Source organism: Streptomyces sp. NPDC090442, from assembly GCF_044769405.1.
In the GTDB taxonomy this organism is placed as follows: domain Bacteria; phylum Actinomycetota; class Actinomycetes; order Streptomycetales; family Streptomycetaceae; genus Streptomyces.
On the sequence record NZ_JBIVXW010000074.1, the window covers coordinates 1 to 20,929 of the forward strand.

The following is a 20,929-nucleotide window of genomic DNA, read 5'->3' on the forward strand; positions in this document are numbered from 1 at the left end:
CCTCGTGCTCGTCCGCGCGACGGCCTGCTGAATCACCCACCAGCCGAACTCCCAGGCCAACACGCCCCAACATCAATCGCGGGGCAGCCCGTTACACATCCGGGCACCGGTACGCACGCAAGCCGTCGGGCGGCGGTCGCCTCGGCCGTCGTGGCCGTGCTGACCGGCGTGCTCACATCGTCGGCCGCGGCGGCCCCGGTCCCGGGCACCGCCGATGCCCCGGCGGAAGGCGCGGTCGCCGTCCACGCGATGGCGTCCACGGCGCAGGACGAGTCGCGGGTGCGCGCCTACTGGACGCCCGAACGCATCGCCGCCCTGTCCACCCCACTGTCGAACAAGCCTCCCTACGGTGCCGCGGACGGAGCCCCGTGGAAGGAGGGCGGCGCCCCGACGACCACCATGGGGCGGCTGTTCTTCACCGACCACGGGCAGGACGCGAGTTGCACCGCGACGCTGGTCCACGGCCGGAACGGCGGCACGGTGGTGACCGCCGCGCACTGCCTCAACAACACCGACCTCATCGGCGAACACAACCAGTGGCAGGCCAATGCCCTGTTCGTCCCGGGCTACCGCGACGGCCGGGCCCCGTTGGGCACCTTCGTGGTCCGCTGGGCGGTGCTCAACGCGACCTGGTTGAAGAACGACCAGATCGACGCCCGGTTCGACGCCCATGACCAGGCGTTCGGCGTCGTCGGCCGGAACGCGCGCGGTCAGTCCCTGGAGGAGGCCGTCGGCGCGGCCCAAGGCATCGCCTTCGACGTGTCCGGCGACCGCCCGGCCTACCAGTTCGGCTACCCCCGCGCTGCGTCGGACAGCGCCCGCGAGGGCCTGCCGGAGTACACGGGTCGGGCGCTGGCCTACTGCCACGGGACTCCCCTGCAGTACCCGGGGTCGAAGGATCGCCCCGAGCCCGCAGGGCAGTGGGGACTGCCCTGCGTCATGGGCGGGGGAGCCAGTGGCGGCCCGCGCCTGGCGGACTTCTCCCCCACCACCGGACGCGGCACCGTGATCGGCGTCAACACGCATGCCGGACACCTGACCTCCAGCGGCGCGGAGTGTCCCGACGGCGGCGGGCCCAGCTGCACGCGGTACCTGGTCGGGCCGCAGTTCACCACCGCCCTCACCAAGCCGCTCTACGACCGGGCCCAGAGCCTGCGCTGACAGCCGTACCCGCAGGGCGCAGGGCGCGTCGGCGCGCGTCCCCGCGTCAGCCGCGCGGGGTGCCCGTCACGGCCGCCCAGGGATGGGTGAAGGTGAGGGAGCCGTCGTCGTGGCGGGCCGGGCGCAGGCCGGTCGGTGCGCCGCCGGCGAGTTCCTCTTCGAGCCGGGCCCGGATCCGGGCGCCCACCGGTTCCGGGGTCTTGCTGCGCGCCAACCAGTCCGTCAGGTCGAGAGCGTGGTCCCGGATGGCGGTCGAGGCCACCGCGGCGCCGGCGGCTTCCAACAGGGTGCGCAGTTCGGTGAGCGACAGGGTCCGGTGATGACTTGGATCGCGCAGACATTCGAGCCGGTTGGTCTCCTCGGCCAGCGTCGGATCCTCATCGGCGATCATGTCGACGAGTCCGATCCGGCCGCCGGGCCGGGTGACCCGGACCATCTCGCGCACCATCGCCGCCGGATCGGCGACTTGGTGCAGCGCCAGTCGGCATACGACGAGGTCGAACTGCCCGTCCGGATAGGGAAGTTCGACCGCGTTGCCGAGGGCGAAGGTGATGTTGCGCAGGCCGGCGGCGTCGGCGAGCCGCTGCCCCTGCCGGAGCATCTCCGGAGTCAGGTCGAGGGCGCTGACGTGGTGTACCCGGGGTGCCAGCGCGCGGCCCAGGTGAGCGGCGCCGGCGGCCACGTCCAGTACCTGTTCGTCGGCCGCGGGCGCGAGCCGTTCGAGGATCCAGTCCAACCCCCGTGCGGCGAAGCCCTCATCGGTGAAGGTCGACGCCTGGATGCGGAACTGCTCGCGAACCGAGTCATCGTGAGTTCCCGTCATATCCGCCAGCGTACGCCCGCCCGATCGCCGGGCCGCGGGCGCGGGGGTCGCCTGGCCGGCGGGCCCCGGCGACGCCGTCCCCCGGCCCGCGACCATCCGACGGACCAGTGCGAGGGGCGCCACACCCGGGCCGTGGTCATGATCGGAGGGTGACCTTCCCCAGCTTGCTGACCCTGCGTCATTGTCCGCGTCCCGGTCTGCGTCGTGGCCTCGCCACGGTCTCGGCCGCGGCCCTGCTCGTCACCGTCCCGGGCTGCGCGGGCCGCGCCGCTCCCGGAACGGAGCGGACGGGGTCGTCGTCGGCGGCACAGGCCGCCACGTCGGCTTCCGCCTCGCCGCCGGCCATGCTCCGGCCCTTCAAGCACCTCCCGTCGCAGGCCGAGTGCCGCCGGCGGCTCGGCTTCCCCTGCTACCCCGCGGACTCGGTGCGCAGGGCGTACGGCGTCGACAAGCTCAACTCCGCCGGGATCACCGGCAAGGGCCGGACCGTCGTGGTCTACGAGGAGGTCGTGCCCAACACCCTGAAGCAGGACCTGGCGACGTTCAGCCGGGCCATGAAACTGCCCGTGCCGGAGCTGACCGTCGACCGGTACGCCCCGATCGGACACATCGCACCGTTCGATCCGAAGAACAGGCAGATGGTGGGCCCTGCCATGGAGGCCACCCTCGACACCCAGATCGTGCACATGCTGGCGCCGGAGGCGAAGATCGTCGTCACCCAGATCGGCCTGCCCGAGCGCGCGTTCAACTCTCCCTCCCCCACTTCCGACGCCTCCGGAGCGCTGCCCGACGCGGAGTCCCCGCAGGAAGTCAGGCAGTCCGCGAAGGTCGGTGCGGCGCTGATGCTCGACGGCATCGCGCAGAGCCTCCTCAGGCACCGCCCCGACGTGATCTCGATCAGCTTCGGCATCGAGGAGTACGCCGCCGCCGGGAACAGCCACGCGCCCGCCCGCGACCTGGCCGGGTTCAGCAGCGCGCTGGCCCAGGTCGTGGCGGGTGGCACCACCCTGACCGCCAGTACCGGTGACCTCGGCGCCGCCCCACCCATCGGGCCGGGCGGCCGGCGCGTCAGATCCGTTCCCTGGCCGGCCGCCGACCCCAGCGTGCTCGCCGTGGGCGGCTCCCGCCTGCACCTCGACGACGAGGGCCGGCGCACCGCCCCGGACACCGTCTGGAACGACCGCTCCGGCGCCACCGGCGGCGGCCCTTCCCAGACCTTCGCCCGCCCCGGCTACCAGGACCCGGTGGCGCACGTGGTGGGTGGGCACCGCGGCGTCCCCGACATCTCCATGGACGGCTCGTCCACCGGCGGCACCCTCGTCTACGAGGGCTTCCTCCCCACGGGCGCGGGCTGGCTCCCGGTGGGCGGCACCAGCGAGGCCGCCCCCATGTTCGGGGCGCTGGTCGCGCTCGCCAACCAGCAGGCCGGCCATCGACTCGGCGACGTCCACGCGGCGCTGTACGGCCTCGCCCGCGATCCGCACGGCGGGATCATCGACATCACCAAGGGGAACAACGGCCCCGACGGCTTCACCGCCACACGGGGCTACGACCTGGCCTCCGGTCTCGGCACGGTCGACGCCTCCGTCTTCGTACCGAGACTGGCCGGAACCGGCTGAGGCGGCGCGCGGGCGGTGCACCGGTAGCAGCACGTCGGGCGGAGAGGGCGCGTCAGTAGAGGTCGTTGCGGTAGTGGTCCTCGGCGATCGCGCCGAGGTTGCCGATCCCACTGCCGAGGTTGGCGGCCATCTTCTCCGCCATCTGCGCGGTGACCTGGGCGTAGAAGTTGTTGCCGAGGGTGAGTGCGTCGGCCAGGCCCCGGCGGTCGCCCTCCCAGAGCCCGCCGCGGATCACGGCCTTGCCGCACTGGAAGAACGCCTCGCGCACCCGCACGATCGTGGCGAGCACGGCGGGTCTGCCCTCGGCACCCAGCCGCTCCAACAGGCCGGGGTCGTCGGTGAGGAAGGCGTCCCCGTTGACCCGTACCGTCTCCCGTACGCCGGGGACGAAGAAGACCATGCCCACGGCCGGGTTGCGGGTGATGTTCTCGAAGGTGTCGGCGGTGCGGTTGCCCGGGCGGTCGGGTACAGCCAGGGTCCAGGGGTCCAACACCCGTACCGCGCCCGGCGGATCGCCCTTGGGGCTGGCGTCCACGCCCCCGCTGTCGTCGGCGGTGGCCAGGCAGCAGAAGGTGCTGTGCGCGATGAAGCGGCGCATGAACGCGCCGAGGCACGGCTCCTTCTTCTCCGCGACGAAGGGCTCGGGATGGCCGATGACCTCCCGGACGCGGGCCATGTCGATGGCCTGGTAGGCGTCGGCGGCGGTGCGTTCGGGCGCGGGTCCGCGGGCGTCCCACACGTCAGCGGCGGCGACCGGGGCCATGGTGCGCTCCTCTACGGGTGAACGGCCGGTGGCCGTGCGCTCAGACATCGAGGACCAGCCGGGGAGTGCGCGCCCGGGAGACGCAGAGGTACATCCGGTCGCCCCGCTCCCGCTCCTCCTCCGAGAGGATGTCGTCGCGGTGGTCGGGAACGCCGTCGAGCACCCGGGTCTCGCAGGTGCCGCAGACCCCCTGACGGCATGAGCCGGCCACCGGCAGGCCCGCGTCGGCGAGCGCGTCCAGGACGCTCCGCTCCGCCGGCACGTCCACGGTGCGGCCGGAACGGGCGCAGACCACCTCCACCGCGCTGTTGCGCGCCGGCTTCCGCTCCCGCGGCCGGAAGCGCTCCATGTGCACGGTCCCCTGGGGCAGATGCGCGGCCCCGTTGGCGACGTCCGCCAGCAGCGGTTCCGGGCCGCAGGCGTAGACGGCGGTACCCGCAGGGGCCTTCTCCAGCAGCGCGTCCAGGGGCATGCGCCCGGATTCGTCCCCGGGGTAGAGGCGTACGGCGTCGGTGTGGGGCGCGAGTTCGTCGCGGAAGGCCATGGCGGCGGCGGACCGTCCGCCGTAGGCGAGCCGCCACCGGGCGCCCGAGGCGGCCGCCTGACGGACCATCGGCAGGATCGGGGTGATGCCGATGCCGCCGGCGAGGAAGAGGTAGGAGTCGGCCGGCTCGAAGCGGAAGTGGTTGCGGGGACCGCGGATCCGCAACGACTGGCCGGGCCGCAGGAAGGAGTGGACGTACTCCGATCCGCCGCGACTCGCGGGATCCCGCCGCACCGCCACGCGGTAACTGGACGGGTCGTCGGGCGCGCCACAGAGCGAGTACTGCCGGACGATGCCCGTGGGCAGCACCAGCTCCACATGGGCCCCGGGCGACCAAGCGGGCAGCGCCCCGCCGCCCGGCCGGGCCAACACCACCGAAACCACTCCCGCGGCCTCCCAACGTAACTGCCGTACGAGCACCGGGATTTCCTGCGGCCCGGCCTCCGAAGCCGACGCCCCCGCGGCGACCGGCGCGGTCCTGGTTGCCATCTCTCCTCCTTCTCCGCACTCCTTGTCGTCGCGCCGGGCTGCCCCCACCGCACCGGACCGCACCACAAAGAGAATCAGCAACAGATAACGACGTTAACAGCGTTAAATGAAGCTACTGATAACATCGTTAACATGTCAATGCGGGAAAGCAGTCGCGCGGGTGCGCGCAGGGGATCGCTCCGGCCGGACACCGTGGTGGACACCGCGCTGGCCCTGGTCAACCACGGCGGCCTGGAGTCGCTGACCATGCGCCGCCTGTCCGATGCCCTGGGGACCCAACCGCCCACCCTGTACCGGCTGTTCCACGACAAGGACGCCCTGGTCGACGCGATGGCCGACGCCGTACTGGCCGCCGCGCTCGGCCCGCTCCCCCAGGCCGACTGGGAGGCCCGCGTGACCGCGGTGGCCGAGCGCCTGCGGGCGGCCCTCCTCGCCCAACGGGACGGCGCCCGCATCGTCGGCGGTGCCTACACCACCCGTCACCCCACCCTGGCGATCGCCGACTCCCTGCTGGCCGCCGTGCAGGACGCGGGCTTCACCGTCGACGCGGCGATGTGTGCCATCACCACGGTCTTCTCCTACGTCCTGGGCGAAGCGCTGGAGCAACAGGGGCGCACCGATGTCGACCTGGACGACATCAAAGCCTCGCTCTGCGACGACGATTACCCCCACCTGGCCCGCAGCCCGCTGCCGGCCCTGCTCGACTTCGACACCAGGTTCGCCTTCGGCCTCCGCACGATCACGGCCGGCCTCCGGGAGCAGCTGACGCACCAACACGCGACATGAGGCGCGGCCCGTGGCGGCGGCAACCGCGATAACTCGGTGGCGTTTTCGGACCGTCACGGACGAATATGCCCGCATGACCGACCAACTCGCGCGATGGAGCAAGGCAACCCGCTACACCGACATGTGGGCCGATCCGGACGACGACCCCCGCAACAACGAAGGTCCGAGTCCGGACGGCGAGCTCGCGACGCTACAGGACGTCCTGACCAACTACCGCCTGACCCTGCGGATGAAGTGCGAGGGCCTCAACGCGGAGCAACTGGCCCGGCGTTCGGTTCCGCCGTCGACGATGTCGCTGCTCGGCCTGGTCCGACACCTCGCCAGGGTGGAGCGGGACTGGCGCGACTGGATCAGCGACGGTGAGCCGCTGCCGAAGCTGTACGGCGAGCGGGAAGCGGACTTCGACGGAGCCGTCGCCGAGCAGGCCGTGGTCGACGCCGCGTACGACGACCTGGCGCGCGAGCAGGCCGCGACCGACGCCGAACTGGCCCAACACCCGGATCTGGGCACGCGTTTGGGGAAGGACGGAATCGCCGTTCGGGAGCTGCTGGTGCACCGGATCGACGAGTACGCCCGGCACTGCGGGCACGCCGATCTCCTGCGCGAGTGCATCGACGGGCGGGTGGGTCAGTGACACGGGTGGGCCCGTAACACCGGGGAGCCGGACGGGCGCCGTGCGCGAGTGAGCTCACGGGAAAAACCAGTCACCTCCACAACACGTCCACAAGGGCGGGCACTGTTGCCTGACCATGACACAGCCGGCTTGACAGTCACTGTCATCACCCAAGTAGGTTCACTGTGAACTGAATTCGCACTACGCGCCGGCGTCCCTTCGCCGGCAGGAGGAACGCCCCATGGGTTCCCACGCCCGCCCCAACCGAATACACCGCACCGGAGTCCGGATCGCGATGGTGGCACTCGTCGGTGCCGCCCTGCCGATCACCGCCGGTGGTCTGGCCGAGGCAGCCACCCCCGGCGCCACGCACTCCGCGGACGAGAACGGCCAGCAGAGCAACAAGACCACCGCAACGGCCGACCGGGACCAGGATGCGTCGCCTCACCTCCGGTCTTCCCAGGCCGGGCAGCACGCCGCCCAGGACCAGGCCGCTCCCCAGATCCACACCGACCACGCCTTCCTGCTGGACGCGCGCGACGGTAGCCAGGAACGGCAGTTGTGGGCCGGGGCCAAGGCGGACGAGAGCGTGCCGATGGCCAGCACCACCAAGATCATGACCGCCGTGGTGGTGCTCAAGCACCCGGAGTGGCTGGACCGGCAGATCACGGTGAAGCAGGAGTACCGGGACTACGTCCAGAAGGTCGGCGCCAGCACCGCCGACCTCCAGACCGGCGACAGGCTGACCGTCCGGCAGTTGCTGCACGCCATGCTGCTCCCGTCCGGTGCGGACGCCGCGCGGGCCCTCGCCGACAACTTCGGCCGCGGGGACACCGAGGACGCCCGGATCGCCGACTTCGTGGACCAGATGAACGCCGAGGCGCAGCAACTCGGCATGACCGGCACGCACTTCGACGGCGTCGACGGCTTCTCGCACGGCAACAACCACAGCACCGCCCGCGACTTGGCCAAGCTGGGCCAGCGCGCGATGCTGCAGCCGGTGTTCGCCGACATCGTGAAGACCAAGCAGTTCAAGACCGAGGCCCCGGCGGCCAACGGCCACACCCGGTACTACACCTGGAACAACACCAACCAGTTGCTGAGCACCTACGACGGTGCCCTGGGCGTCAAGACCGGCAGCGGCCCGGAGGACGGCTACTGCCTCGTCTTCGCCGCCAAGCGGGACAACCGCACCCTGATCGGCGTGATCCTCAAGGACGACCAGGGCCGCTTCGACGACGCCACCAAGATGCTCGACTGGGGCTTCGCCCACTGAGCAGGCACCACCCCCAACGCTGAACAGGTGCCGCACGCACGGCGTGCGGCACCCTCAGCCGCCCCCGGGGTCCGGGTTCCCACTCGCCGCGGTCCTGGGCACGGACCACCACGGTGCCCCTCCTCCTCCGGGCTCGGGGGAGTCAGCTCGCGTTGAGCGCGACAGTGGGGTGCAGTCGGGAGGCCCGTACGGCCGGATACAGACCCGCGGCGACACCGATGACGAGGGTGGCGCCCAGGCCGCCCGCCAGTGACCAGGGCGGCACCACGGCCGTCCACCCTTGCGCACGGGCGAAGGCGAGCGTGGCGACGGCCCCCAGCGCGGCACCCGCCGTGCCCCCGAGCGCCGACAACAGCAGGGACTCGGTGAGGAACTGGAGGCGAATCGCGCCCTTCGTCGCACCGAGGGCACGGCGCAGCCCGATCTCCGCCCGGCGTTCCAGCACCGAGATGACCATGGTGTTGGCCACGCCCACCCCGCCGACCAACAGCGCCACCGCTCCGAGGCCCAGCATCAGTGCCGTCAGGCCCTTGTCGGTGGCGGCCTTGGCCGCGAGGGCGTCGGAGGGACGGGAGACCTTCACCGAGCCCTCGTTGCCGGGGTTGACCGTTCGAGCCAGGACCTGTTGGACCGCCTCCACCGAGGCGTCCGTGGAGCGTTCGAAGACGGTGGTGGGGTGGCCGTCGAAGCCCAGATAGCGCTCGGCGGAGGGGAATCCGACCAGGGCGGTGCGGTCCAGGGTCGGTACGAGGTCGATGGGCGCGAGGATGCCGGTGACGACGTACCAGCGGTCGTTGAGGAGGATCTTGGCGCCGGGTGCGGTGATGCCGAGGCGGTCGGCGGCCACGGATCCCAGTACGACGGTGGGGAGCCGCTCGCTGGCGGGGTCGAGCCAACTGCCCTGGCTGGTGCGGGCGCCCAGCGCGTCGAGGAGGTCGGGGCGGGCGGCCTGGACCGTGACGCCCGAGGCCAGTTCCTCGGGTACGACATCGCTGCGGCGCACCCGGGCGTTGACCGCGCCGGTGGCGGTGGCGTGCTGGACCGGGCCGATCCGCTCGACCATCGCCACCGCGCTCTTGGGGAGTTGGACGTCCTGGCCGAGCTCGTTCTTGCCGGCTTCGGCGGTGAGCAGGTTGGTGCCGAGCCGGTCCAGACGGTCGAGCAGGTCGGCACGGCTGGAGGTGGACAGCCCGACGACGGCGACCATGGTGGCGATGCCAAGGGCGATGCCGAGGGCGGACAGGACGACCCGGGTGCGGCGGGCGCGCAGGCCGCTCGCGCCGGTGCGCAGGACGTCGGCCGGACGGAGCCGGGCCGGCCGCAGTGCGGGGCCGTTCATCGGGGCGCCTCCTGGGTGTGCTCCGCCCGGGGGCCGGTCGGGTTGGGGCTTCCGGTGTCGTCGATGATCTCGCCGTCGCGGAAGCGAATGCGGCGGGGCAGCGAGTCGGCGATGTCGTTGTCGTGGGTGATGACGCAGACGGTGGTGCCGGCCGCGTGCAGTGCGCGGATGAGGCTCATGACCAACGCGCCCGAGGCGGTGTCCAGCGCGCCGGTCGGCTCGTCCGCGAGGAGCAGGTCGGGTCCGCCGACCAGCGCGCGGGCGATGGCCACCCGCTGCTTCTCGCCGCCCGAGAGTTGGTGGGCGAGGTGGTCGGTGCGGTGGCCGAGCCCGACCTCTTCCAGGGCGGTGCGGGCCCGGGCGCGACGCTCGCGCAGCCCGGCCCCGGCGTAGAGCAGGCCGTCGGCGACGTTGTCCTGGGCGCTGCGGCCGGGGGCGAGTTGGAAGTGTTGGAAGACGAAGCCGATGTGCCGGGCGCGCAGCGCGGAGAGCTGTGCGTCCGAGAGTCGGCCGATGTCGTAGCCGGCCACCCTGACCTCGCCCGATGTGGGGCGGTCGAGGGTGCCCAGCAGGTTGAGCAGGGTGGATTTCCCGGAGCCGGACGGGCCGACGATGGCGACCAGTTCGCCCTGCGCCACGGTCAGGTCGACGCCTTTGAGCGCGTGGACCGCGCCGGGGTAGGTCCTGGTGGCGGCGCGGAGTTCGATCACGTCCGCGGGCCTGCCGGAGTCGGTGGGTGCTGGGGTCATTGCTCGGCTGTCCCGACCTTCGTGCCCTCGGTCAGGCCCGTGCCGCTGACCTCGATGCGACCGTCGGCCGTCAGCCCGGTCTGGATGCGCACCATGTGCGTCCCGGTGCCCTGGACCACCTGAAGTCCGTAGCCGCCTTCGCGCAGTGCGACGACCGCCTCGACCGGAACGGTCAGCACGTTCCTGCGGCTTTCGCTGACGAACTTCACGCTCAGCGTGCCCTGTTGGTCCTTCGACCGGAGCTTGGCGCCGCCATCGAGGGTGATCTCGACGTCGGTAGCGCCGTCCTGCGAGGGTGCGGCGCCGGAGCCGGCCGCCGCCCCTTGCTCGGCGGACGCGGACCCACCAGGGGCGGCAGTGCCGCTGACCTTGCCCCGCACCGTGCCCCCGCTGGGCAGGGCGATCTCCACCCTGGTGCCGCGTGCGGCCAGCGCGCGGTCGGTCTTGTCCAGCGAAGCCCGCACGACCGGCCGGGTGGAGGCGACGGTCAGGACCGTCGTGTCCGGGCCGACGGCGTCGGCGAGGACGGCCTCGGCGGCGACCACGCGCACGGGGCCGGGCTGGAAGACGACGTCTCCCTTGCCGATCTCGCCGTTGGCGTCGGTGATGCCCAGGGACTTCTGCCACGCCTTGACCGCTGCCTTGGTCGCCTCGTCGTAGCGGGCGTCCGCGGACAGGTGGGAGCCGAAGCCCAGATCGCGGAGGTTGCGTTCCAACTGGAGGACGTCCGGGCCGTGGTCGCCGACCTTCATCGCGCGGAACATCGGTGTCGAGCCGTACAGGAGAACCACCGGGCGGGCGTCGCGCTCGTACAGGCGCTGTCCGCACGAGAGGGTCTTGCCGGACTCGGCGGCCTTGGTGATCGTGCCCGCGACGGGGGACTTCACCGCCCGGCGCTGCGCGTAGTCCAGGCGTCCGTCGACGGTCTTGCTCTGGACGAGGTCGGTGCGGGTGATCTGGGTGGTGGCGGGCAGTGCCTGGGGCTGCCGGCCGTCAGCCGGGGCGTCCTCGCCGGTGTTGGTGAGGAGCATGACGCCGGCGACCACCGCGGTCGTGGTGGTCGCCGCCGCCAGCGCGACGATGCCCCGATGGCGCTTGAGTGGTGCTGTGCTCACTGCATGCCGTCCAGTCCGTCGAGGAGCTTGTCGTTGCATGCCTGGCGGGCCTGTTTGTAGGTGGGCGAGTCTCGGCCGATCTCCGGTGCGGCGGGGTTGGGGTCACCGCCGGGGACGACATTGCCGTCCTGCAACTGCGGGTTGGTGAACTTCGATACGCCGTGGGCGCGCATGCACTTGGCGTGCGCGAGCATCGACTCGTATTCCCTCTGGGTGTCGCGGCGCGGCTCCAACTTCGCGGCGTCGAGCATGTGCTGCGTGCAGACGCCGTTGTTGCCGCCCTTGGCGATGGCCTCGTTGCCCGGCTTGCGCTGGAGTTCGTCGATCTTGGTCCAGTCGAGATAGCCGCTCAGTTTGGGATCGGGGAAGTCCTTGTCGACGTTCTTGCGCATGCACTTCACGTAGGTCATCTGCGCGTCGTAGAAGGCGCTCTTGCCCGGGGCTTGGCCACTGGGGGAGGCGGCGGATCCGTCCTTGGCCTCACCCGAGCCGGGCGGGCTGCCCACGGAGGCGATCCCGTCGTCAGGCGGAGTGGCAGCACCGCAGGCCGTGGTCAACGCGAGCGCCGGTAGGGCGATCAGCAGTGCCAGGCGCACGGTGCGGGAAGAGGAAGAGGTCTGCTGGGGCATGCCGCCAATCTCAGGGCGTCACGTGGTGGGCTGTGCATGGCCACATGATGGGCACGTAACAATGGCCCCGGCTCCGCGTCTCAGCCTGTGGATAACTCCTGAGCTGCGTAAACCCTCGCCCATAATCGGCACCATGCCGCATGTGCTGCTGATCGAGGACGACACTTCCGTACGAGAAGGAATGGAGCTGGTGCTGCGCCGCCATGGCCATGAAGTCGAGGGCGCCGCCACCGGCGAGGCCGGCCTGGCGCTGCTGTCCCGTCCGCGCGGCGGCGGCATCGAGATCGCGGTGGTCGATCTGATGTTGCCGGGCATCGACGGCTTCGAGGTCTGCCGCCGCATCCGCGGCCGGAGCCAGATGCCGATCATCATGCTCACCTCCCGCGGCGACGATCTGGACGTGGTCAGCGGACTGGAGGCGGGCGCCGACGACTACGTGGTCAAACCGATCACCGGTCGGGTACTTGAGGCCCGCATCCGGGCGGCGCTGCGGCGGGCCGGCCCGCCCACCCCCACCGACGTCGACGACTTCGCCGGGCTCGTCATCGACCGGGCCGGCCTGACCGTCACCAAACACGGCACGGCCATACCGCTCCCGCCCACCGAACTGCGGCTGCTGCTCCAGCTGTCCGCCTCCCCCGGCCGGGTCTTCAGCCGCGAGCAGCTCCTCGAAGTCGTCTGGGAGCACGACTTCCTGGGCGACTCCCGGCTGGTGGACGCCGCGGTGGGGCGCTTGCGCGCCAAACTGGAGGACATCGCCGCCACACCGCGCTACATCCAGACGGTACGCGGCTTCGGCTACCGCTTCGGGCCGGTGTGAGCCCGCGGTGAAGACCACGACGAGCACCACGGACGGGGGCAGCGCGCAGCCCGCCGCGGCGACGGTCGCACGGCACGGCGCCCGGGCCCGCGCGAGGTTGCCACGGCCGGGCGGGCTCCGCGGCCGGCTCCTGCTCACCGTCGTCGTGGCTGCCTTGCTCAGCGCGGTCACGGCCACGGCACTGGCGTACCGGGAATCGCGTGACGCGGTCCTCAAGCGGGCTCAGAACGCCGCCGTCGAAGACTTCCGCAACCGCGTCGAGCACCTGGCCGGCGAGCTCGACGTCCCCACCGATCTGCGCTCCATGGCGCACTTCGCCACGGAGGTCTCCGCCGGCCTGCACGACTCGCTCGTCGTTGTCCAGTACCGCGACTTCACCGCCGCCTCCGACCCGTCCGCCGACCGGACCCGGATAACTCCCGCGCTGCGCGCCGCCGTACGCGCCCACCCCCGGGTCTCCCTCCAGCGGGTGGAGCGCGAGGGGCAGCCCTGGCTGGTCCTCGGCGCCCCGGTCGGTCTGGAACCACCGGCCCCCGGCGGCGATTCGGCGCAGCCGTCCGGCATCGAGGTCTTCGCGGTGGTCTCCCTGGCGGAGGAGAAGCGCGACACCGCCGCGCTGGTGCGCAGCGTGACCACCGGCCTGCTGCCGGTGGTGCTGCTGGCCGCTGTCCTGGCGCTGCTCGCCGCCCGTACGGTGCTGCGGCCGGTGCGCAAACTGGCAGGCGCCACCCGCAGGCTCGCCGCCGGCGAGCTGAGCACCCGGGTTGAGGAGAAGGGCCACGACGAACTGGCCGAACTCGCCCACACCTTCAACGAAACGGCCGGCGCGCTGGAGCACACCGTCGGCGAACTGCGCGACCAGGAAGCCCTCGCCCGCCGCTTCGTCGCCGACGTGTCCCACGAGCTACGCACGCCACTCGCCGCCATGACCATGGTCTCCAGCGTCCTGGAAGAGGACGCCGACCAGCTCACCCCCGACACCGCACACGCGGCCCGCACCGTCAGCGCCGAAACCGCCAAACTCGCCCGACTCGTCGACGACCTCATCGAGATCTCCCGCTTCGACGCCCGGGCCGCGGCCCTCCATGCCCACGATGTCGACGTCGCCGAAACGGTGCGCGCCACGCTCACCACCCGCGGCTGGGCCCACCTCGTCGAGACCGAACTCCCGCCAGGCATACGGGCCCGGCTCGACCGCCGCCGCCTCGACGTCATCGTCGCCAACCTCGTCGGCAACGCCCTCCGCCACGGCGCACCGCCGGTGACGCTCACCGTGCGGGCCGCGGACGGCCAGCTCACCATCGCGGTCGCCGACCACGGACCAGGACTGACCTCCGAGGCCGCCCGCCATGTCTTCGACCGCTTCTACAAGGCCGACAGCGCCCGCACCCGCTCCGAAGGCAGCGGCCTGGGCATGGCCATCGCCCTGGAAAACGCCCGCCTGCACGGCGGCACCATCGAACTCGCACCCCCGACACCCGACACCGGCGCGCTCTTCACCCTCCGCCTCCCCCTCCGCACGGAATCCCCCTCATGACCCGCCCCCGCACCGCCCTGCTCTGCTGCGCCCTCGCCCTCCTCGCCGCAGGCTGCGGCATTCGCCCCACCGGCGTCCTGGACGGCGGCACCGCCCCCTCCGGCATCCCTCAGGGCATGCGGATCTACTTCGCCTCCGACAACGGGCCGCACGCGGTCTCCCGGCCCGGCATCACCCTCAAGGAACTCAACGGCGCCTTCAAGCTGTTGGCCGCCGGCCCCACCGCGCAGGAACGCGCTGACGGGCTGGCCAACCTCGTCCCCACGGGAACGAGATTCACCGCCACGTCCAGCCACGGTGCCGTCACCATCAACGCCCCGGAGTATCTGGGCGCCTCCCCCGAGGACCCGGCAACGGGCCAACTGGTCTGCACCCTCGCCCGGGCTGAGGCCCTCCTCCACGGCACCCCCTCGGACACGGTCCCGGTGACCATCGTCAGCAAGGCCGGCCGCGCCGGGCCGTACCAGTGCTGGCAGTTCCGCCAGCACTGAGGGAGGTTCCCCGGCTCGGTGTCGAGCGGCGGGGGCTGGGCTTGCGCTGTGCCGAGCGAACCGCCAGCGGCGGCGGAGGCCGGACACGCACGCTAAGCGAGGCAGTATCCCTTTCCGTTGTCCGTGCATATGGCGCCACGGTCGCCGAGTTTGCGCCGCAGTCTGCTCACGGTGGCGCGGACGGCATTGGTGCGTGAGTCCATGTTGGTGTCCCATACCTTGGCCAGGAGGTCCTCGTGCAGGACCGGTTGACCCTTTGCTTCCATGAGCAGTTGCAACACGGCGAACTCCTTGGGGGTGAGTGCGACCGGTTGCTCGTGGACACGTACCTCGCGGCGCGCGGGATCCAGCATGATTCCCGCGTGCCGCAGGACGAGCGGTGCCCCGGTCCGGCGATGGCGGCCGAGAGCCCGTACGCGGGCGACGAGTTCAGGAAAGGCGAAGGGTCTGGTGAGGCAGTCATCCGCACCCAACTGCAGCCCGCGGACTTTGGCTTCCACCTGATCTGCGGTCAGCAACAGGATCCGGGGACGCTCCTTGCGTTCGGCAAGGCGACGGCACAGATCATGCCCGCCGGAGGGGGCGAGTTCGTGGTCAAGGACGATGACGTCGTAGTCGGTGAATCTACTCAAAAATCGCTCGACCTCGTCACCGCAGTCGGCGACGTCGACGTTGATGGCAAGCCGTCGCAGTCCCATACCGATTGCTCGGGCCACGACACGATCACTTTGGGCGAACAGAATTCTCATGACTTTCCTTGCGGCCACAACTTCTGATGTGGACGGACAGGTATGGGTGCCCGTGCCCGAGGGGCAGGGTCACCCATACCTACGTGAGGGACCGCTTCAGCGACGTGCGGTCAAGGCGTTTCGTGGGCGGTCGGGCTGTGGTTCGGCGGGGCTGGGGGTGACGTCGGCTCCTGCTTCAGCGAACCGGCGCGAACCAGGGCGAGGAACGAGGCGAGTTCCTTCTTCACGACGGGTGCCAGCAAGTAGAGGCCGATGATGTTGATGACCGCGAGAAGGAACAGCACCGCGTCGGCCATGTCGATCAGGGACGCGAGAGAGAGCAGCGAACCGAGGGCGACGAACAGGGTGTACAGCGCCTTGTAGATCTTCTCGCTCATGCTGCTGCGCCCGAAGAGGTACGTCCACGCCTTCAGGCCGTAGTAGCCCCACGTGATGATCGTGGAGAAGGCGAACAGGAGCACCGCGATGGTCAGGAGGTAGGGGAACCACGGCAGGACGGTCGCGAAGGCGTCCGAGGTGAGGGTCACGCCTTCAGGGGCCGCTCCGGTTTCGGCCGCGGCTGCGCGCGCCTTGTCCCAACTGGGCGTGCTGGCAATGACGATGGCCAGCGCCGTCATGGTGCACACCACGACGGTGTCGATGAACGGCTCCAGGAGGGCGACCAGCCCCTCGGTGACGGGATGACGGGTCTTGACGGCCGAGTGGGCAATGGGGGCGGAGCCCACACCGGCCTCGTTGGAGAACGCGGCTCGCTGGAAACCGATGATCAGCGCGCCGATGACGCCGCCGGCCACGCCTTCCGGAGCGAACGCTCCGCTGATGATGGTGCCAATGGCACTGGGCAGGGCGGTGAAGTTGACCAGGATGACGAAGATGCACGCGACGCAGTAGAGGCCGGCCATGATGGGGACCAGGCGACTGGTGACCTTGGTGACCGAGCGGATGCCACCCAGCAGGACCAGGCCGGTCAGCGCCGCGAGCAGGATGCCGAAGGTCAGGGCACCGGTCGAGGTACCCAGCAGGCCGTCGTCGCCCCCGGTGACCGACTTCAGCTGGGCGAAGCTCTGGTTGGTCTGGAACAGGTTCCCGGCAAACAGGCCGACGAAAATCAGGGCCACGGATGCCAGGACGGCCAGCACCTTGCCCAGGCGTGCCATGCCCCGCTCGGCCAGCCCTTTGCGCAGGTAATGCATCGGGCCACCGGAAACGGTGCCGTCGGCATGGACCTCGCGGTACTTGACGCCGAGGGTGCACTCCACGAACTTCGTGGCCATCCCCAGCAGACCGCAGAGGATCATCCAGAAGGTCGCACCGGGACCGCCGATGGTCACCGCGACGGCGACGCCGGCGATGTTGCCCAAACCGACCGTGCCGGAGACGGCCGCCGTCAGCGCCTGGAAATGGGTGACTTCGCCCGGGTCACCGCTCTTGCTGTGCTTCCCCCGCACCAGATCGACGGCCAGGCCGACCCGACGTACCTGCACGCCTTTGAACCAGATGGTGAACACCGCACCGGCGACGACCAACCAAGCGACGATCCAAGGAAATGTCAGCCCGAAGATGCTGACTTCAGCGAAAACGAAACCAGAGAGGTGACTGGAAAGGGGGTTGAAGACGCCGTTGACGACGTCATCGACGCGCGCGGTGAGGGTGTCCAGAAACGACATCAGCGCACCCCTCTAGTCAGGACGCTCACGTACCGCGCCGGGGCGGCGAAACCTCTGGGCGGGTACGCCGCCCCGCAGTTGTGCAGGTGCGGCGGGACTGCCCGAATGCGATCGGCGTCCACGCGGCTCGGGGGCGATGGTGCACGCCCGACTGCCCGCTGGTGGTCTGACATCTGGCTCTGTCCTTGTCTTCATCGGATGGTTCAAGGCGCTGAGGCAGCGCCCCGCCAATGCCGCTCGGCGCCGTCCTGGGGAAAGGCGACGTAGCTGCGAAGGAGACCTGGTGTCGCGACACAGGCGCCGCGTGCCTGGCCGCATCCTCAGCGGGGAGTGGCCGGGCCCAGCCAACGGTGTCCCGCTTGGCGATCAGGCCCGTTATGAGTGCACAGATAAGCAGTTGCCCGTTTACAGGGAAGTAAAGGAATCCTTATATCCGGCTTCGCCCTCCGCGTCCGCCCGGCGCCCGTCCGAGCGTGCGCCGACCGTCTGCCGCGCCTGTCCGCCGTTCCCACACCAGAGGCCGCTGCCACCGTTCGACCGCGGCGGCTACCGCCGGGGACGATCAGGCGGCGACGAGACTCCGGCACCGAGGGATCGTCAACTCGCACCACACCTGCTTGTGTTGGGCCTCGTGCCGGACCACGCCCCATGCCTGGCTGAGGGCGGCGACGATCGCCAGTCCCCTGCCGCACTCGCGCAGACCGCACTCCGTCTCCGCACTCGCCACGGCGCGGAGGCCCTCCCCGGGGCCGGGGTCGTGCACGGCGATGCGCAAGGCTCCTTCGGCGTGGTCCGTGGGGTGAACGATGTGCAGGCTCAGCCCGGTGGTGTAGCTGCAGTGCTTCACGGCGTTGGCGACCAGCTCGGCGACCACCAGCTCGACCGCCTCGATGAGATCGGCGCTGCACCCGTGGTGGGTGAGCCATTGGCGGGCGAGGCCCCGGGCAGTCCTGGCGGGGCTGACGCCAAGCGCGTGTCGGGACCATGTGACAGCACAGGGGTGCCGCGGCGAGATCTTGAGAGGCATCATGGCAATCCGACTCCTTCGAACCCTGACCTCAACCGGCCCTGGTCTCCGCCGAGGTCCGCCTAGGTGGCGCGTGAGCGGGGAGTGCTACGCCCTGCCCACATCGTCGACGCCGTGACTGGGGCCGCGGCTCATCCACCGTTCTCCTGTCGCCGATGGCGAGCCTTGTAGGACTACGGCACCACGCGCCGCGGGGCAGAAGCGACACCTTTTCGGATGGAGCACAGACCGACGAAAGTAGGCCCGCAGCGGGGCGTGATCCGTTGGGTCACCTGCGTGCCGCAACCGCAACCGGCATAAGAGAAAGGAGAGTTCAACGAGCCAGGCCCACCGATCGACAGGCATGAGCCTCCCGCAACCGATACCGGCAGCGGCCCGACGGCCGCGCCGCCGCCCCCGGCCCCACCCCGCTCCCGCCGGGACGGGCCTGAGGCTGAGGCAGGCGACGCCCTCCGGCGAACCGTGCCAGGCAGTGGAGCCTCCGCTCTTCACGCCCCAAGCGGGGCTGCCGCACCGCCACCCACCGTACGTATCCTTTTTGTAATGAATTCGTCCGTATCTCCGCGCACCGAAACGCGACATCGGAGCCGGTGGCATCCGTCCGCGGTGGATATCGCAGTGGCCTTGGCTGCGGCCGCGTACGGCGTCGGGGACTCCCTGGTCCACCCGGGAAGCGGTCTGCTGACCGGAAAGCCCCACTGGGCGGCGGTCGCTGCGGGATCGGTCGGACTGCTCGTTCTCTGGCGGTACCGATTCCCACGCTTGGTGACGGGTGTCGTACTCATTGCGCACGTGTTCTGCTACGCGCCCGGCGCCGTCGTGGTCATGGTCTACACCCTCGGGGGCCTCTACCGATCCCGGCTGCGCCTGGTCGCGCTGGGTCTCCTCGCCCTGGCCTCACAGACGGCCGCCTCCGAGATCGGCGGCCTGGGCCTGGACCTGGTCCACGGGGTGCCCTTCGTGGCCACTCCCCTGCTGATGGGCCTGTACGTCGCCACCCGGCAACAACTCATCGCCACGATGCGCGAACAGGCCGCGACCCAGGAGCGCCAGCAGGCCCTCCTTGCGGAGCATGCCCGTGAACAGGAACGCACCCGGATCGCGAGGGAACTGCACGACGTGGTCGCCCACCGCGTCAGCCACGTCGTTCTCATAGCCGGAGCCCTGCAGGTCAGCGCCGACCGCGGAGCTGACTGGGTCCGTCAGGAGACGGAACGCATCCGCCGGGCCGGCACCCAGGCACTCGTCGAACTACGCGACATCCTCGGCGTCCTCACCGGACACCAGAGCCAGGAGAAGGCCCCTCTGGAACCCACCCCGACCACCTCCGACCTGCACACGCTCGTCGCCGACTGCCGCCGTCTCGGCATGGACATCACCCTGCGGCTACAGGGAGCCGTGGACGCCCTGCCCGCGGCCACCCAGGTCACCGTCTACCGCGTCGTACAAGAAGCGCTCACCAACGCGCTCAAGCACGCGCCCGGCGCCCACGTGACCGTCGAGGTGCACGACAGTCACGACGCCGTGCGCATCGTGATCGCCAACGGGCCGCCCACGGCAAGCCCCGCCGAAGACCTGCCCTCGGCCGGATACGGCCTGGTGGGCCTGGCAGAGCGGCTCCGCATTCTGGGTGGCACCTTCGAGGCGACCACGCAGGCCGACGGCGCCTTCCGCGTCGACGCCACCATTCCGCACCGCGCTGCGCACCCCTCGCAGGCAGCAACGCCCACCCTTCAGGAGTCGTCCCGTGATCAAAGTGATCATCGTCGATGACGAATCCCTCGTACGTCATGGGCTGCGCACCATCTTGGAGGCCGACCCCGGTATCGACGTCGTTGCCGAGGCCGCCGACGGCCACGCGGCGATCGAGCAGGCGCGCGCCCATGCCTGCGACGTGGTCCTCATGGACATCCGGATGCCGCGCGGGGACGGCATCGTCGCCACCCGCACCCTGCGGGCGATGGCCACGCCGCCGGCCGTGGTGATCCTCACGACCTTCCAGCTCGACGATTACGTGACCGAGGCGCTGCGCGCCGGAGCGGCCGGCTTCCTGCTCAAGGACACCCCACCGACCGAGATCATCCGCGCCGTTCACGACGTGGCCGAAGGTCACGGCGTGCTCTCGCCCTCCGTGACCCGGCAAGTCATCGACACCCTGCTCCAGCAACACCAGGCACTGACCGCACGGGAGCGGGCCCAACTGGAATCACTCACGGCGCGCGAGCGAGAAGTCCTCCACCTCGTCGGACAGGGTCTGTCCAACGCGGACATCGCGCGCTCGCTGTCCGCCAGCGAGGCCACCGTCAAGATGCACGTCAGCCGGGTGCTCGCCAAACTCGAACTCAGCAACCGCGTCCAGGCAGCGCTCCTCGCCCGCAACGCCGAAGCCGCCTCCCCGTAGCACCCACGCAGACCCGACCGTCCGACGGTCGCGCCGAGACGACAACCGCCGCCGACGGCGACAAGTACCCTGCTCAGCAAGGTGGTTGGCTCGCCCTCGGCGCCGCTCGACACCGGCGCAGTCCAGGCACTCACCTCCTGGTCAAGTGGTCTCGCAACGCCCTCACCTCGCACGGTGGAATGCCACAGCCCCCTGACGCCCCTATCCCCCTGCGGCGTTGCCGCGCGAGTCGGCCCACACCGTCCCCAGTGCCTGGACGGTCGGGGCTCGGGCGCCGCATTGTAGTCGGCCAACGGCCCTCGTACTTCTGGCATTTCCCACAGTCTTTGGC

At 70.7% G+C, this 20,929-nt stretch carries 20 protein-coding genes; 10 read left to right on the top strand and 10 right to left on the bottom strand.

Translation table 11 applies throughout. From position 1 onward, the window contains the following. Nucleotides 1–150: 150 nt before the first annotated feature. The gene (locus ACIQU6_RS35865) at nucleotides 151–1,161 is read left to right on the top strand and encodes a trypsin-like serine peptidase (protein WP_403485916.1); all 1,011 of its coding nucleotides are present in this window, start codon (nucleotides 151–153) and stop codon (nucleotides 1,159–1,161) included. 46 nt (nucleotides 1,162–1,207) lie between these two features. Here ACIQU6_RS35865 and ACIQU6_RS35870 read toward each other — a convergent pair whose 3' ends face one another. Beyond that, nucleotides 1,208–1,984: a class I SAM-dependent methyltransferase gene (locus tag ACIQU6_RS35870; RefSeq protein WP_403485917.1), complete on the bottom strand. Its 777-nt coding sequence runs from the start codon at nucleotides 1,982–1,984 to the stop codon at nucleotides 1,208–1,210. 149 nt (nucleotides 1,985–2,133) lie between these two features. Between ACIQU6_RS35870 and ACIQU6_RS35875 the strand changes: the two genes are divergently transcribed. Next, nucleotides 2,134–3,603 (top strand): S8 family serine peptidase, encoded by a 1,470-nt coding sequence (locus ACIQU6_RS35875; protein ID WP_403485918.1) that lies wholly within the window; start codon nucleotides 2,134–2,136, stop codon nucleotides 3,601–3,603. A gap of 52 nt (nucleotides 3,604–3,655) precedes the next feature. Here ACIQU6_RS35875 and ACIQU6_RS35880 read toward each other — a convergent pair whose 3' ends face one another. Next, nucleotides 3,656–4,366: an MSMEG_1061 family FMN-dependent PPOX-type flavoprotein gene (locus tag ACIQU6_RS35880; RefSeq protein WP_403485919.1), complete on the bottom strand. Its 711-nt coding sequence runs from the start codon at nucleotides 4,364–4,366 to the stop codon at nucleotides 3,656–3,658. Nucleotides 4,367–4,406: 40 nt separating this feature from the next. After that, nucleotides 4,407–5,399 carry a PDR/VanB family oxidoreductase gene (locus tag ACIQU6_RS35885; protein ID WP_403485920.1) on the bottom strand — a complete coding sequence of 331 codons (993 nt, stop codon included), beginning with the start codon at nucleotides 5,397–5,399 and terminating at the stop codon, nucleotides 4,407–4,409. A 132-nt stretch (nucleotides 5,400–5,531) separates the two neighbouring features. Between ACIQU6_RS35885 and ACIQU6_RS35890 the strand changes: the two genes are divergently transcribed. From ACIQU6_RS35890 to ACIQU6_RS35900, 3 genes are all read left to right on the top strand, one after another. After that, entirely contained in the window at nucleotides 5,532–6,185 is a 654-nt protein-coding gene (locus ACIQU6_RS35890) for a TetR/AcrR family transcriptional regulator C-terminal domain-containing protein (RefSeq protein ID WP_403485921.1), read from the top strand. Nucleotides 6,186–6,258: 73 nt separating this feature from the next. Then, nucleotides 6,259–6,819 (top strand): DinB family protein, encoded by a 561-nt coding sequence (locus ACIQU6_RS35895; protein WP_403485922.1) that lies wholly within the window; start codon nucleotides 6,259–6,261, stop codon nucleotides 6,817–6,819. Nucleotides 6,820–7,039: 220 nt separating this feature from the next. Next, the gene (locus tag ACIQU6_RS35900) at nucleotides 7,040–8,074 is read left to right on the top strand and encodes a D-alanyl-D-alanine carboxypeptidase family protein (protein ID WP_403485923.1); all 1,035 of its coding nucleotides are present in this window, start codon (nucleotides 7,040–7,042) and stop codon (nucleotides 8,072–8,074) included. A gap of 142 nt (nucleotides 8,075–8,216) precedes the next feature. Here ACIQU6_RS35900 and ACIQU6_RS35905 read toward each other — a convergent pair whose 3' ends face one another. The 4 genes from ACIQU6_RS35905 to ACIQU6_RS35920 are packed head-to-tail and all read right to left on the bottom strand — an operon-like array spanning nucleotide 8,217 to nucleotide 11,906. After that, nucleotides 8,217–9,413 (bottom strand): ABC transporter permease, encoded by a 1,197-nt coding sequence (locus tag ACIQU6_RS35905; protein WP_403485924.1) that lies wholly within the window; start codon nucleotides 9,411–9,413, stop codon nucleotides 8,217–8,219. Beyond that, nucleotides 9,410–10,162, bottom strand: coding sequence for an ABC transporter ATP-binding protein (locus ACIQU6_RS35910; protein ID WP_403485925.1), 753 nt, complete (start codon nucleotides 10,160–10,162; stop codon nucleotides 9,410–9,412). The genes ACIQU6_RS35905 and ACIQU6_RS35910 overlap by 4 nt, the downstream gene beginning before the upstream one ends. After that, on the bottom strand, nucleotides 10,159–11,277 hold the full coding sequence (locus tag ACIQU6_RS35915; protein ID WP_403485926.1) for a peptidoglycan-binding protein: 1,119 nt from the start codon (nucleotides 11,275–11,277) through the stop codon (nucleotides 10,159–10,161). The genes ACIQU6_RS35910 and ACIQU6_RS35915 overlap by 4 nt, the downstream gene beginning before the upstream one ends. Further along, nucleotides 11,274–11,906, bottom strand: a complete 633-nt coding sequence (locus ACIQU6_RS35920) for a hypothetical protein (RefSeq protein WP_403485927.1) — start codon at nucleotides 11,904–11,906, stop codon at nucleotides 11,274–11,276. Before ACIQU6_RS35920 ends, ACIQU6_RS35915 begins: the two co-directional genes overlap by 4 nt. A gap of 133 nt (nucleotides 11,907–12,039) precedes the next feature. Between ACIQU6_RS35920 and ACIQU6_RS35925 the strand changes: the two genes are divergently transcribed. Genes ACIQU6_RS35925 through ACIQU6_RS35935 form a run of 3 tightly spaced genes read left to right on the top strand, consistent with a single transcriptional unit; the run spans nucleotide 12,040 to nucleotide 14,754 of the window. Continuing rightward, on the top strand, nucleotides 12,040–12,726 hold the full coding sequence (locus ACIQU6_RS35925) for a response regulator (RefSeq protein WP_403485928.1): 687 nt from the start codon (nucleotides 12,040–12,042) through the stop codon (nucleotides 12,724–12,726). 7 nt (nucleotides 12,727–12,733) lie between these two features. Further along, entirely contained in the window at nucleotides 12,734–14,263 is a 1,530-nt protein-coding gene (locus ACIQU6_RS35930; RefSeq protein ID WP_403485929.1) for an ATP-binding protein, read from the top strand. Beyond that, the gene (locus tag ACIQU6_RS35935; protein WP_403485930.1) at nucleotides 14,260–14,754 is read left to right on the top strand and encodes a hypothetical protein; all 495 of its coding nucleotides are present in this window, start codon (nucleotides 14,260–14,262) and stop codon (nucleotides 14,752–14,754) included. Before ACIQU6_RS35930 ends, ACIQU6_RS35935 begins: the two co-directional genes overlap by 4 nt. A gap of 92 nt (nucleotides 14,755–14,846) precedes the next feature. On the opposite strand, the gene ACIQU6_RS35940 is transcribed toward ACIQU6_RS35935, so the two are convergent. The 3 genes from ACIQU6_RS35940 to ACIQU6_RS35950 all read right to left on the bottom strand — a co-directional run bounded on the left by ACIQU6_RS35940 (nucleotide 14,847) and on the right by ACIQU6_RS35950 (nucleotide 18,200). Then, entirely contained in the window at nucleotides 14,847–15,503 is a 657-nt protein-coding gene (locus ACIQU6_RS35940) for a response regulator transcription factor (RefSeq protein WP_403485931.1), read from the bottom strand. Between the two features lie 110 nt (nucleotides 15,504–15,613). After that, nucleotides 15,614–17,170 carry an alanine/glycine:cation symporter family protein gene (locus ACIQU6_RS35945; protein WP_403485932.1) on the bottom strand — a complete coding sequence of 519 codons (1,557 nt, stop codon included), beginning with the start codon at nucleotides 17,168–17,170 and terminating at the stop codon, nucleotides 15,614–15,616. 562 nt (nucleotides 17,171–17,732) lie between these two features. Beyond that, entirely contained in the window at nucleotides 17,733–18,200 is a 468-nt protein-coding gene (locus ACIQU6_RS35950; RefSeq protein WP_403485933.1) for an ATP-binding protein, read from the bottom strand. Nucleotides 18,201–18,962: 762 nt separating this feature from the next. On the opposite strand from ACIQU6_RS35950, the gene ACIQU6_RS35955 reads away from it, so the two are divergent. Next, a complete protein-coding gene (locus tag ACIQU6_RS35955) occupies nucleotides 18,963–19,970 on the top strand; it encodes a sensor histidine kinase (RefSeq protein ID WP_403485934.1) in 1,008 nt (335 codons plus the stop codon). After that, the gene (locus ACIQU6_RS35960) at nucleotides 19,945–20,598 is read left to right on the top strand and encodes a response regulator (protein WP_403485935.1); all 654 of its coding nucleotides are present in this window, start codon (nucleotides 19,945–19,947) and stop codon (nucleotides 20,596–20,598) included. The genes ACIQU6_RS35955 and ACIQU6_RS35960 overlap by 26 nt, the downstream gene beginning before the upstream one ends. Nucleotides 20,599–20,929: the final 331 nt, after the last annotated feature.